Raw genomic sequence first — 13,206 nt, forward strand, 5'->3', positions numbered from 1 at the left:
GTTGTTCTCCTGTTCGCGCCGGTCATTGCGCTTTGATGCCTGCGTCGTGGATGACCTGGCGCCACTTGTCGGTGTCGGCGCGGATGATGGCGGCGAATTGCCGAGGCGTATTGGCAACGGGAATCGCGCCCAGCGCCTCGACCTGGCTGCGTAGCGACGCGTCCTGCATGGCGTCGGCCACCACCTGCTGGATGCGCGCGATGACGGGCGCGGGCGTGGCCGCCGGCGCCAGCAGGCCGAACCAGGAATTCACCTCGTAGCCGGGCAGCCCCGATTCGGCCACCGTGGGCACATCGGGCAACATCGGCACACGCGCCTGCGTGGTCACGGCCAATGCCGTTACGGCGCCAGCCTTGATCTGGCCCATGGCCGACGGCAGGTTGTCGTACATAAGCTGGACCTGGCCGCCGATCAGGTCGGTCATGGCAGGGGCCGAACCCTTGTAGGGCACGTGGCGGATATCCACCTTGGCCAGGCTGTTGAATAGCTCGCCTGACAGGTGAGGCGAGCCGCCCAGGCTGGTGGAGGCGAAGTTCAGGCTGCCGGGGCTGCGGCGCGCCTGCTCGATCAGTTGCGCCACACTGCTCACGCCCACCTTGGGGTTCACCAGCAGCACGTTGGGGGAGTTGGCCAGCAGGGTGACCGGGGCGAAGTCGCGCTCGGCGTCGTACGGGATCTGGCTGTACAGGAACTGGTTGCTGGCCTGGGTGCCGACCGTGCCCATCAGCAGCGTGTAGCCGTCCGGCTTGGCGCGCGCCACCGCGGCCGCGCCGATGCCGCCGCCCGCACCCGGACGGTTCTCGACCACGATGCTCTGGCCCAGGCGGGTGCCTGCTTCACGGGCGATCAGCCGGGCCAGCAGGTCGGTGGTGCCCCCCGGGGGAAAAGGCACCACCAGTGTAATGGGCCGCGACGGCCACGCCGTGGCGTCCTGAGCATGGGCGACCGGGACGACGGGCAGGGCCAGCGCCGCGGCCGCTAGAAGAGCAAATCTGCGCATGAGGGTCTCCTTGGTTGAGGCCGTGGGCTGGCCGGGCTCAGGCCGCCAGGCTGTGGGCGGCCGGATCGCCACCCTGGACTTCGACCAGTGCGTCCAGCGCCACCGCGCCCTGCCCGGCGGTGCTGACCAGTACCGGGTTGATGTCGATCGATGCCAGGCGGTTTGCGGCGGACAAGGCGTAGCGTCCCAGCGCCACCGCCTGTTCGGCCAGCGCCTGGATGTCCGCGGGCGGATCGCCGCGCACGCCCTGCAACAGCGTGCCGATGCGCAGGCCGCGCAGCTTCTCGATCACCTGGGCCGTGTCGAATGGCGGCATCAGCACGGCCACGTCTTGCAACGCTTCGACGTACTTGCCGCCGCTGCCGATCATGACGATGGGACCCAGCACCGGATCGACACGCGCGCCCAGCGCGCATTCCTGCAAGCCGCGCTGCATCCGCGCCACCAGCCAGACACCGTCGCGCACGCCCAGATCGGCCAGGGTGCGGGCCTGTCGGGCCAGGGCGGCGCGCAGTGCGGCCTCGTCGTTCAGGCCCAGGGCCACCAGGCCATGCTCGGATTTGTGCGGCAGTTGCGCCGAGCAGGCCTTCAATGCGACAGGCGCGCCGAGTTGGCGCCACGCCGCGACGGCCGCGTCGGCGTCCGCGCAGACGGCATGCTCGACGACAGCCAGTCCGTTTCTGGCCAGCAGCGCCAGGCTTTCCGCTTCGGACAGAAAGCCGCCGCTCGTGCCGGGGGCCGGATCAACCACGACGCGCGCGGCCGGCGTGGCGGGTACAGGGCTGCGTTCGCGCAGTCGGCGCAGGCGAAGCAACGCCGCCATGGCATCCATGGCCTGCATTTCGTCGGCATACACGGGCAGACCGCGCGCGCGAAATGCCTGCGCCACGTTTTCCTGCCAGGCAACCACGGTGACAGGCTTGGAGGCCGCACGCGCAAAGTCCGCCGCGTCCTCCGCGAACGAATCCACGTCGTAGCCGCGGCCCGCCACCGGAATGTCCAGCACGAACATGTCGGCCGCCGGGTCGGCGCCGATCACCGGCAGCACCTGGCCGAACAGGCCGTTGTTCGACAGCAGCGCCGCGGTGATGTCCACCGGGTTGACGGTGGTGGCGTAGCCCGGCAGGCGCTCGGCCAACGCCTGTTGCGTGGCGGCGCTCAGCGGCGATATTTCCAGGCCACGTTCGGCGGCGGCGTCCGAGGCCAGCACGCAACTGGCGCCCGAGTTGCTGACCACGACCACACGGGGCCCCTGCGGCAGCGGGCTGCGCAGGGCCAGTTCGGCGTAGCGCACCAGTTCCTGCGGATCACGCGCCCGCAGAATGCCGTGATGCTCCAGGTAGGCATCTACGGCCCGGTCTTCGTTGGCCAGGGCGCCGGTATGCGAGGCGGCGGCGCGTGCGCCCGCCTCGGACCGGCCTGACTTGACCACGATCAACGGCACGCCGCGTGCGCGCGCCAACGCCGCCGCCTCGGCCAGCGGCCCGGCTTCGCGCAGCGACTCCAGGTACAGCAGCACGATGCCCACCTCCGCATCACGCAGCGTTGCGCAGGCCAATTCCGCGACCGACACGTCGGCCTCGTTGCCGGTGGCATGCACATGCCGCACCCCGATGCCGCGCTGGCGCAGCAGGCCGTACACCATCGCGCACATGCCGCCGCTTTGGCTGATGACGGCAACGGGGCCGTCGCGGGGCTCCACCTCCAGGAACATGGTGGAGAAGCTGGCGATCGCGCCGTTGCCGAAGTTGGCCAGGCCCTGTGAGTTGGGACCGACGATGCGCAACCCCGCGGCGCGCGCACGCGCCGTCATGGCATCTTGCAGCGCGCGGCCGGCGGGGCCGGTTTCCGAGAACCCCGCGGAAATCACGATGGCCGCGGCCACGCCCAGCGCAGCACATTGGTCCACGGCCTGCACCGCCTGTTCGCCAGCCACCGCCACGATCGCCAGGTCCGGCGCGGCGGGCAGCGACGCCAGGCTGGGCCAGGCGCGTTCGCCCTGGACCTGCGCGCGTTGCGGGTTGATCGGGTACAGCGTGCCTGCGTAGCCGTGGCGGCGCATGTAGTGAATGGGCCGGCCGCCGATCTTGTCCGGATTGTCGGAGGCGCCGACGATGGCGATCGAGGCCGGGTCGAGCAGCCGGGCAAGGCCGGCATCGCCAATGAATGCAGAAGCCATGAAACTCCCCTGGGTAGGATTGGGTGCGTGCTGGGGCGGTCAGTTGACCGTTGCCCCGGAAGTCTTGACCACGGTCGCCCATTTGCCGACCTCGGCGTCCAGGAAGCTGGCCGTATCGGCTGGGCTCATCCATGCAGAGGCAAAGCCCTGGGCCGCGAATTTCTGTTTGATGTCGGGGCGCTCCAGCACCTTGTGCAAGGCGGCACTGAGCCGCTGAACCACGGGTGCGGGCGTGCCGGCGGGGGCCAGCAGGCCATTCCACGCGGTTGCCTCGTAACCCGGCAGACCAGCCTCGGCCACCGTCGGCACGTCGGGCGCGGCGGGTGAACGCGTTGCACCGGTAATGGCCAGCGCCTTGAGTTTGCCGCCTTGTACATAGGGCATCGACGAGAGCATCGTGTCGAACATCACGTCGGCCTGGCCGCCCATGACATCGGTCAGGGCGGGTGCGCTGCCCCGATACGGCACGTGCACCATGCGTACGCCGGCCATGGCATCGAACAGCTCGGCCGCCAGGTGCGTCGACTGGCCGTTGCCCGATGAGGCAAAGCTGAGCTTGTCAGGCGTGGACTTGGCCAGTGCGATCAGCTCGCGCACATTCGAGGCCGGCAGGTCCGGGCGAGCCACGATCACCAGCGGCCCCTTGGTCAACAGGGATAGCGGGGCGAAGCTTTTGCGCGTGTCGTAGTTCAGATTCTTGAACAACGACATGTTGATGGCGTGCGCCGTGGTGGCCAGTAGCAGGGTGTAGCCATCAGGCGTTGCCTTGGCGACCATGTCGGCGCCGATGTTGCCCCCGGCGCCCGAGCGGTTGTCGACGATGATGGTTTGCTTCAATTCCTCGCCCAGGCCTTGGGCCACCACGCGGGCCACGATGTCGGTGGGTCCGCCGGGTGGGTACGGCACGACCAGGGTGATGGATTTGTTGGGCCAGTCCTGAGCGGCCGAGGCGGTGGCTGCCGCCAGGGAAAGCGCGGCCAGGGCCGTGCGCCATGCTGCGATCGCGCGCATGTTTGTCTCCTCCGTCTTGCGGAAATGTTGTTGTGCGGGGTGTGCAGATGCCGGCGGCGCTTCAAGGCGGCCGGCGCGCCTCGAAACCGAGCAATGCGTGGCCGTTGATGTGCATCGTGCGGCCCACGACTTCCTGACCGATGGCCACGCCGGCGTCGGCATGGCCCATCAGCACCGCGCCTTCCTCCAGGCGCACCAGAACCAGCGTGTAGGGCACCCGCTGGCGCCAGAAGGCATCGGGGGCGCGGTGCACCTCGGAGCGCGCCAGCACGACACCCACGCCGCCGCTGCGACGCCATGGCAGGGCTGTGCCGCCGCAGGCTGCGCAGGCATAGGGGCGCAGCGCCCACCAGGCGCCGCAATCGTCGCAGCGCTGCAATGCCAGGAGGTCGTGCGCGCTCATCGGGCATCCTCCGCTTGCAGCACCAGACTGACGTGGGCCGACAGCACGCCGCCATCGGCATGTACCAGCGCGCAGCGGCGCGGGCCCGTCTGGCGGGCGCCGCCGCACCCGGCCAATTGCGTCCAGGCCTCGGCGACATGCGCCATGCCGCCGGCCACGCCGGAATGGCCGAATGACAGCAGGCCGCCGTGGGTATTGAGCGGCAGCGGGCCGTCCGCGCTGAAATCACCGCGCCTTACCCGGTCGGCGGCCGCGCCGCGTCGCGCAAGGCCAAGTTCTTCCAGCAGCATCACCAGCGTGATGGTGAAGGAGTCGTAGATGGCCAGGTAGTCGATCTGCTCAATGTCGATGGCGGCATCCGTGCGTGCGCGTTGCCACGCCCGGGCGGCGCCGGTATCCAGAATGTCGCGTAGCGCCGACAGGTGCTGGTGACGATGCGCCTGCCCTGCGCCGCTGATGCGCACCGGCCCGGCGTCCGCGCTGACGACCAGCGCGACTGCGCCGTCCGAGATCGGGCAGCAGTCCAGCAGGTGTAGCGGCGTGGCGATAGGACGCGAGGCCAGCACGTCTTCGACGCTGATGGGATCCGTCAGGTGGGCGTGCGCATGGCCCGCCGCGTGGCGCCGCATCAGCGTGGCGAATTCCGCCAGGTCCTCACGGCGGGTGCCGGTGTGGTGCAGGTAGCGTGATGCCAGCAGCGCGTAGTAGGCCGGCACCGAGGCGCCATTGGGCACTTCGGTGTCGGCCTCGCCAACCTGCGCCAGCGTCTGGATCGATGCATCGACCGCCTGACCGGTCAGGCGGTTCTCACCGGCGACGACCAGCAGGCGGCGGCAGCGCCCCGAGCGCACCAGTTCGCGCGCCAGCATCACCATCGCGGCACCCGTGGCGCCGCCCATTTGCATGCCGTGGGCGTAGTGGGGTTCGATGCCCAGTTTTTCGGCCAGTAGCGTGGCCAGCATCAGGTGCGGGTATGTCGTGGCGTAGCCGCACAGCACGCCGTCGATGTCCGAGCGCGGCACGCCGGACTGCGTCAGCGCGCCAAGGGCGGCCTCGGCCATCAGATCCAGGGCCGAGCGCCCTTCGTGGCGCCCGAACCGCGTGGTGGCCGCGGCCAGCAGGTAGGCGTGGCGGGTATCAGGCATGGGGCATCCAGGCGCTTTCGATGGCGCGCGCTTCGGCCGTCAAGGCTTGGGCCAGTTCCTCTTCGCGCGACTGGATGCGTTCGCTCAGCGCAGCGACGCTGAGCGCGGCGATGGCGCGGCCGCTGGGCCCACGCACGGCTACGCCCAGCCCGCCCATCTTGTCCACCACGACATCGAGCAGCATGGAGTGGCCGACCTTGCGGGCACGCGCGGTCATCTGTGTCATCACACGAGCCGGATAGCGGGGGTAGCGGTCGCGCAGCCATTGATGCACGGGCGGCAGCACGGCGCTGGCTTCGTTCTCGTCCATGGCGGCCAGAAGCGCCAGGCTGCCCGCGCCGACGCCCAGTGGCCGGCGGCTGCCGACATCCAGGTAATTTGCACGGATCGGATAGTCGCCAAAGCACAGGTCCAGGCAGACGGATTCCCAGCCGGTGGGCATGGACAGGATGACGGTGTCGCCGAATCTACGCGCCAGGCGGATCAGCGCGGCGCGGGCCAGGCCGCGCAAATCCAGGCCGTCGACCATCGCGTGGTGCATCGCATAGATCTGCGGGCCCAGCATGTAGTGCTTGCTGACGGGGTCTCGCTCCACGAAACCCTCGGCTTCCAGGTCCTTCAGAATGCGCAGGGCCGTTGACACGTCCAGCTGCGCCGCCAGGGCGATATCGGTCAGGCGCTGGACGCGCCGGCTAGACAGGCTGGCCAGTACGCGGCAGACCTTTTTCGTAGCGGAAACAAGGCTTGAATCCTGTGTTGGCATGGCAGCGGCATGACCCGTTGGCTGAACATGGACACAAGATAGGGATGGCGGCAACCGGGGTAAAGTTGCGTCGCAACAAATTTTCGTCCAGCAACAATCGTTGCTCGCGAGCCAGGCGCCGCCCACATTCGGCGAGGCGCCTGGCCGCGCGGGTGGCGCTCAGGCCGGCGCCGAATCGCCATGCAGCGACTTGAGCTTTCTCAGTTCAGGAAACCATCGCATCCAGAGCCCCGCCACCGCCATGGTGCCGACCCCGCCGATCACCACCGCTGGCACCGCGCCGAACAGCGCGGCCATGACGCCGGATTCAAATTCCCCCAGCTGGTTCGAGGCGCCGATGAACAGCGTGTTCACGGCACTGACGCGGCCCAGCATGTGGTCGGGGGTGTTCAACTGCACCAGGGACGAGCGCACGACCACGCTGATGGCGTCGGCCGCGCCCAGCACGACCAGCGCGCCGATCGACAGCGGGATGGACGTGGACAGGCCGAACACGGTGGTCGCCAGTCCGAACAGCATCAACGCGCCGAACAGCAGGCGGCCGACGTGTTGGCCCAGGCTCAGGCGGGCCAGCGTCAGCGACATCAGCATGGCGCCGCAGGCGGGGGCGCCGCGCAACGCGCCCAGCGCCCACGGGCCGGCGTTCAGGATGTCCTTGGCAAAGATCGGCAGCAAGGCGGTGGCGCCGCCCAGCAGCACGGCGAACAGGTCCAGCGACAGCGTGCCCAGCAGCAGGCGCCGCTGGAAGATGAAGGTGATGCCGGCGAACAGGGTGCGCCAGGTGGTGGGTTCCTTGCGCGGGGGCGCGCGGTCGATCGACATGCTGGCGATGGAAGCGAAGCCGCACAGGTACAGCGCCGCGGCGACGCAGTAGATCCAGCCGGCGCCCAGGCCGTAGCCGATGCCGCCCAGCGCCGGGCCGGCGATCTGCGCGATCTGGCCGGCGGACGAGGACAGCGCGGTGGCGCGCGGCAGCCATTCGCGCGGCACCACGGCGGGGATCAGGGTGGACAGGGTGGGCGATTCGAAGGCGCGGGCCGAGCTCATGATGATGAGCGTGGCGTAGATCAGCGGTTTGCCGCCCAGGCCGTGCAGCGCGGCAATGGCCAGCACCAGGGTGGCCAGGGTTTCGACGGCCATGCAGATGGCGACGATCTTGCGGCGGTCGTAGCGGTCGGCCACGTGTCCCACCACCAGGGTCAGGGCCGCCATGGGCAGGAACTGCGCCAGGCCGATCAGGCCCAGATCGAGCGCGCTGCCGGACAGGGCGTAGATCTGCCAGCCGACCGCCACCGAGACGATCTGGAAGGCCAGTGACGCGCCCATGCGCGCGGACAGGAAATGCAGGAATGCGGGGCGGTACAGCGGACTGGGGGAGTCTGGGGCAGGCATCAGGGAAGAACGCGCGGCAGGCGCGCGGGCGGCGCCGGAATCTGCATTCTATAAACAGCCGGCTGACGCGAAACTAAAGCGCCAGCCGCCCGCAGGGTCTTGCGCAGACCGATCAGGCGCCGATGGCCACCAGCTCCGCCCCTTCGGTGACCTGGTCGCCCACGGCATAGAACAGTTCCTCGACCTTGCCGTCGGCGGGCGCCGAGATGGTGTGCTCCATTTTCATGGCCTCCATCACCAGCAGCGGCTGGCCCTTGGTGACGCTGTCGCCGGCCTTGACGGCGATGGAGATGATCTTGCCCGGCATGGGGGCGGTCAGGCCGCCGCCGTGCTCGCCCTGGGTGTCCTGGGCGTGCGCCAGCGGGTCGTACAGGTCCAGCACGTGGGCGCCGCCGGCGTCCCCGGTGCCGAAGACGTGGGCCTTGTCGGCGTGCAGCACCACCGTGCCGGCGCTTTCCTGGCCGCCCAGGGTGATGCGCAGGTCATGGACGAAACCGGGCGTGCCGGCCGCGTTGTCGGCCTGCACGCGCCAGGTGAACGGTTGCGCACCGGCGCCGCTGTCCAGGGTCCAGTCGCCGCCCTGGCGCGTGACCACGACGTGGCGGGTCTCGCCGTTGTCGATCCATTGCAGCGTGCGTTGGTAGCGGTTGCCCAGCCGCCAGCCGTCGCGGGCGTCCCAGGGGTCGGCGGGGCGCGGGGCCGGGGCATGCGGCTGCGCCAGGCCTTGGCGCACCAGCACCGCGGCCGAGGCCAGGGCCAGCGCCAGGGGGGCGGCGGATGCGGGCGCGGGCAGCAGCGTGGCGCGCTGACGTTCGATCAGGCCGGTATCCAGGTCGGCCGCGGCAAAGGCGCTGTCGCGCATCAGGCGCGACAGGAAGGCGACGTTGGTCTGCACGCCCACCGCCTGGGTCTGCGCCAGCGCTTGCAGCATGCGGGCGCGGGCCTGGTCGCGGTCGGCGCCGCGCACGATCAGCTTGGCGATCATGGGGTCGTAGAACGGCGTGATGGTGTCGCCGGTGCGCACCCCACCATCCACGCGGATATCGCCGTTGGCGAACGCCGTGTGGGCCGGCAGGCCCAGGTAGGCCAGCGTACCGATAGACGGCAGGAAGCCCTTGTCGGGGTTCTCTGCGTAGATGCGGGCCTCGATGGCGTGGCCCTGGATGCGCAGGTCTTCCTGGCGTGCCGGCAGTGGCTGGCCGGCGGCCACGCGCAGCTGCCATTCGACCAGGTCGTGGCCGGTGATCATTTCGGTCACGGGGTGCTCGACCTGCAGGCGGGTGTTCATTTCCATGAAGTAGAAGCGGCCATCGGGTTCGGCGATGAATTCCACCGTGCCGGCGCCCACGTAGCCCACGGCGCGGGCCGCGGCGACGGCGGCTTCGCCCATGGCGCGGCGGCGCTCTTCGGTCATGCCGGGCGCGGGGGCTTCTTCGATGACCTTCTGGTGGCGGCGCTGCACCGAGCAGTCGCGCTCGAACAGGTAGACGCAGTTGCCGTGCGTGTCGGCGAACACCTGGATTTCAATGTGGCGCGGCTTTTGCAGGTAGCGTTCGATCAGCACGCGGTCGTCGCCGAAGCTGGACGCGGCTTCGCGTTGGCAGGAGGCCAGCGCGTCCAGGAACGCGGCCGACGATTCGACGACGCGCATGCCCTTGCCGCCGCCGCCTGCGCTGGCCTTGATGAGCACGGGGTAGCCGATGCCGTCGGCCTGTTCCTTCAGGAATTGCGGGTCCTGGTTGTCGCCGTGGTAGCCGGGCACCAGCGGCACGCCGGCCTTGTCCATCAAGGTCTTGGCGGCAGACTTGCTGCCCATGGCGGCGATGGCCGATGCCGGCGGGCCGACAAAGGCGATGCCGGCTTTTTCGGCGGCTTCGGCGAAGGCTTCGTTTTCCGACAGGAAACCGTAGCCGGGGTGAATGGCGCCGGCGCCGCTGTCGCGCGCGGCTTGCAGGATGGCGTCGGCGCGCAGATAGCTGGCGCGCGGTTCCGGGCCGCCGATGTGCACGGCGATGTCGCAGGCGGCCACGTGGCGGGCGTTGGCGTCCGCGTCCGAGTACACGGCAACCGTGCGGATGCCCAGGCGGCGGGCGGTGGCGGCGACGCGGCAGGCGATTTCACCGCGGTTGGCAATCAGCAAAGTGTCGAACATGAATGTGATCCTGGCTGGAATTCGTCGTGAACGCGTCGTGGGGCGGCGCCGCCTTACATCCGGAAGACGCCGAAGCGCGTGTCTTCGATGGGCGCGTTCAGCGCGGCCGACAGGGCCAGGCCCAGCACGCGGCGGGTGTCGGCCGGGGCAATGATGCCGTCGTCCCACAGCCGGGCGGTGGCGTAGTACGGGTGGCCTTCGTGTTCGTACTGTTCGCGGATGGGCGCCTTGAAGGCGGCCTCTTCGTCTGCCGACCACTTGCCGCCGCGCGCCTCGATACCGTCGCGCTTGACGGTCGCCAGCACGCTGGCGGCCTGTTCGCCGCCCATGACCGAGATGCGGGCGTTGGGCCACATGAACAGCATGCGCGGCGAGTAGGCGCGGCCGCACATGCCGTAGTTGCCGGCGCCGAACGAGCCGCCGATGAGCACGGTGAACTTGGGTACGGCGGCGGTAGCCACCGCGGTCACCATCTTGGCGCCGTGGCGGGCGATGCCTTCGTTTTCGTATTTGCGCCCGACCATGAAGCCGGTGATGTTCTGCAGGAACACCAGCGGAATCTTGCGCTGCGCGCACAGCTCGATGAAGTGCGCGCCCTTTTGCGCCGATTCCGAGAACAGGATGCCGTTGTTGGCGACGATGCCCACGGGCATGCCGTGGATGTGGGCAAAGCCGGTGACCAGCGTGGGGCCGAAGCGGGCCTTGAATTCATCGAATTCCGAGCCGTCGACGATGCGGGCGATGACCTCGCGCACGTCGTAGGGCTTGCGGGTGTCGGCGGGAATGATGCCGTTCAGTTCCTGCGGATCGAAGCGCGGTTCGCGCACCGGCACGGTGGCCAGCGGCGCAGGCTTCTTGCGGTTCAGGCGGGCCACGGCGCCGCGCGCCAGTTGCAGCGCATGCATGTCGTTGGCGGCCAGGTGATCGACCACGCCGGACAGGCGCGTGTGCACGTCGCCGCCGCCCAGGTCTTCGGCGCTGACTTCTTCGCCAGTGGCGGCCTTCACCAGCGGCGGGCCACCCAGGAAGATGGTGCCCTGGTTCTTGACGATGATGGACTCGTCGCTCATGGCGGGCACGTAGGCGCCGCCGGCCGTGCACGACCCCATCACCACGGCGATCTGCGCGATGCCCTGCGCGGACATCTGGGCCTGGTTGTAGAAGATGCGGCCGAAGTGGTCGCGGTCGGGAAAGACCTCGTCCTGTTGCGGCAGGTTGGCGCCGCCCGAGTCGACCAGGTAGACGCAAGGCAGGTGGTTCTGCGCGGCGATTTCCTGGGCGCGCAGGTGCTTCTTGACGGTCATCGGGTAGTAGGTGCCGCCCTTGACCGTGGCGTCGTTGCAGACGATGACGCATTCGGTGCCGGCGATGCGGCCGATGCCGGTGATGACGCCCGCGCCGGGGGCGTCGCCGTCGTACATGCCGTGCGCCGCCATGGGCGACAGTTCCAGGAACGGTGAACCCGGGTCGATCAATTGTTCCACGCGGTCGCGCGGCAGCAGCTTGCCGCGCGCCACGTGCTTGGCGCGCGAGGCCTCGCTGCCGCCCAATGCGGTCTGCGTCAGCTGCTGCGCCAGATCATCCAGCTGCGCCTGCATGGCGCGGGCGTTGTCGGTGTAGTCCTGCGACCGCGGATTGATGCGGGATTCGATGATGGGCATGGGGTTCCACCCGTCCTGCTTGATTGGAATTTGAAGGCGCTCTCGGGGTGAGAGCGGTTTGTCTCGCTGCCCGGTGGGCCGGGCGTTTCTTGTCAGACTTATCGGTCTTCGGTATGCATTCCTGTGCGCCCTTCCTGCACGGCCCGCGGCCGACCCGCCGCGGACAGCGCCATGCCGGAAAGGCGCAGCGGAATGCATGCCCGCCAGGCGGGCAGTCCACGACGCCGAAGGCCCCGCCCTGCCGAAAATTCGGGCAAAGCGGGCGTATCAGCGTCGTGGGGCCGCACTTAGACCATTTCGATGGCCATGGCCACGGCTTCGCCGCCGCCGATGCACAGCGTGGCAACGCCGCGCTTGCCGCCGGTCTTGCGCAGTGCGCCGACCAGGGTTGCCATCAGGCGGGCGCCGGACGCGCCGATCGGGTGGCCCAGGGCGGTGGCGCCGCCGTGGACGTTGACCTTTTCATGCGGCAGCTTGAAGTCGGCCATGGCGGCCATGGTGACCACGGCGAAGGCTTCGTTGATCTCGTACAGATCCACGTCTTCGGCCTTCCAGCCGGTCTTGGCGAACAGGTTCTTCAGCGCGCCGACGGGGGCGGTGGTGAACCAGCCCGGCTCTTGCGAGTGCTGGCTGTGGGCCACGATGCGGGCCAGCGGCTTGACGCCCAGCTTCTCGGCGGTGGACGCGCGCATCAGCACCATGGCGGCAGCGCCGTCGGAGATCGACGACGAGTTCGCCGCGGTGATGGTGCCGTCTTTCTTGAAGGCGGGTTTCAAGGTGGGGATCTTTTCCGGCATGGCCTTGGTGGGGGCCTCGTCGGTGTCGATCACGGTGTCGCCCTTGCGGCCGGCCACGGTGACGGGGGCGATTTCCCACTTGAAGGTGCCGTCTTCAGTCGCGGCGCGGGCGCGGCGCAGCGATTCCAGCGAGAAGGCGTCCTGCTGCTCGCGGGTGAACGAGTACTTGGCGGCGCAGTCTTCGGCGAACACGCCCATGGCCTTGCCCTTGTCGTAGGCGTCTTCCAGGCCGTCCAGCGCCATGTGGTCATACACGGTGTTGTGACCGAAGCGGTAGCCCTGGCGCGCCTTGAGCAGCAGGTAGGGGGCATTGCTCATGCTTTCCTGGCCGCCGGCGACGATGACGTTGGCCGAACCGGCTGCCAGGAGGTCGTGGCCGAACATGGCAGCCTTCAGGCCCGAACCGCACACCTTGTGGATGGTGGTGCACGCCACGCCCAGCGGCAGGCCCGCGCCCAGCGCGGCCTGGCGGGCAGGCGCCTGGCCCTGGCCGGCCTGCAGCACGTTGCCCATGATGACTTCTTCGACCTGCTCGGGCTTTAGCCCGGCGCGTTCGACGGCGGCTTTGATGGCGACCGAGCCCAGCTCGTGCGCGGCCAGGCCGGACAGGCTGCCCAGCATGCCGCCCATGGGCGTGCGGGCGATGGAAACGATAACAACGGGATCTGACATGACTAGCTCCTGTGAGGGTCGGGACAGCGTC

At 69.2% G+C, this 13,206-nt stretch carries 10 protein-coding genes; all 10 read right to left on the bottom strand.

What is annotated here, in order from left to right:
- Window positions 1-22: 22 nt before the first annotated feature.
- Window positions 23-1,000: a Bug family tripartite tricarboxylate transporter substrate binding protein gene (locus AC3WMR_RS21655; protein ID WP_492264889.1), complete on the bottom strand. Its 978-nt coding sequence runs from the start codon at window positions 998-1,000 to the stop codon at window positions 23-25.
- 37 nt (window positions 1,001-1,037) lie between these two features.
- Window positions 1,038-3,179, bottom strand: a complete 2,142-nt coding sequence (locus AC3WMR_RS21660; protein WP_492264890.1) for an acetate--CoA ligase family protein — start codon at window positions 3,177-3,179, stop codon at window positions 1,038-1,040.
- Between the two features lie 39 nt (window positions 3,180-3,218).
- Window positions 3,219-4,190 (bottom strand): tripartite tricarboxylate transporter substrate binding protein, encoded by a 972-nt coding sequence (locus AC3WMR_RS21665; protein WP_492264891.1) that lies wholly within the window; start codon window positions 4,188-4,190, stop codon window positions 3,219-3,221.
- Between the two features lie 61 nt (window positions 4,191-4,251).
- The gene (locus AC3WMR_RS21670) at window positions 4,252-4,593 is read right to left on the bottom strand and encodes a Zn-ribbon domain-containing OB-fold protein (protein ID WP_492264892.1); all 342 of its coding nucleotides are present in this window, start codon (window positions 4,591-4,593) and stop codon (window positions 4,252-4,254) included.
- Complete coding sequence (locus AC3WMR_RS21675) at window positions 4,590-5,738, bottom strand: thiolase family protein (RefSeq protein ID WP_492264893.1); 1,149 nt, start codon at window positions 5,736-5,738, stop codon at window positions 4,590-4,592. Before AC3WMR_RS21675 ends, AC3WMR_RS21670 begins: the two co-directional genes overlap by 4 nt.
- On the bottom strand, window positions 5,731-6,501 hold the full coding sequence (locus AC3WMR_RS21680) for an IclR family transcriptional regulator (protein ID WP_492264894.1): 771 nt from the start codon (window positions 6,499-6,501) through the stop codon (window positions 5,731-5,733). The genes AC3WMR_RS21675 and AC3WMR_RS21680 overlap by 8 nt, the downstream gene beginning before the upstream one ends.
- Before the next feature lie 159 nt (window positions 6,502-6,660).
- Complete coding sequence (locus AC3WMR_RS21685; RefSeq protein ID WP_492264895.1) at window positions 6,661-7,893, bottom strand: MFS transporter; 1,233 nt, start codon at window positions 7,891-7,893, stop codon at window positions 6,661-6,663.
- A gap of 112 nt (window positions 7,894-8,005) precedes the next feature.
- A complete protein-coding gene (locus AC3WMR_RS21690; RefSeq protein ID WP_492264896.1) occupies window positions 8,006-10,045 on the bottom strand; it encodes an acetyl/propionyl/methylcrotonyl-CoA carboxylase subunit alpha in 2,040 nt (679 codons plus the stop codon).
- A gap of 53 nt (window positions 10,046-10,098) precedes the next feature.
- On the bottom strand, window positions 10,099-11,706 hold the full coding sequence (locus AC3WMR_RS21695; RefSeq protein ID WP_025140009.1) for a carboxyl transferase domain-containing protein: 1,608 nt from the start codon (window positions 11,704-11,706) through the stop codon (window positions 10,099-10,101).
- Window positions 11,707-11,993: 287 nt separating this feature from the next.
- Window positions 11,994-13,175 carry an acetyl-CoA C-acetyltransferase gene (locus tag AC3WMR_RS21700; RefSeq protein WP_492264897.1) on the bottom strand — a complete coding sequence of 394 codons (1,182 nt, stop codon included), beginning with the start codon at window positions 13,173-13,175 and terminating at the stop codon, window positions 11,994-11,996.
- Between the last annotated feature and the right edge of the window lie 31 nt (window positions 13,176-13,206).

The sequence above is a fragment of the Achromobacter sp. FW305-C-28 genome (assembly GCF_058783235.1).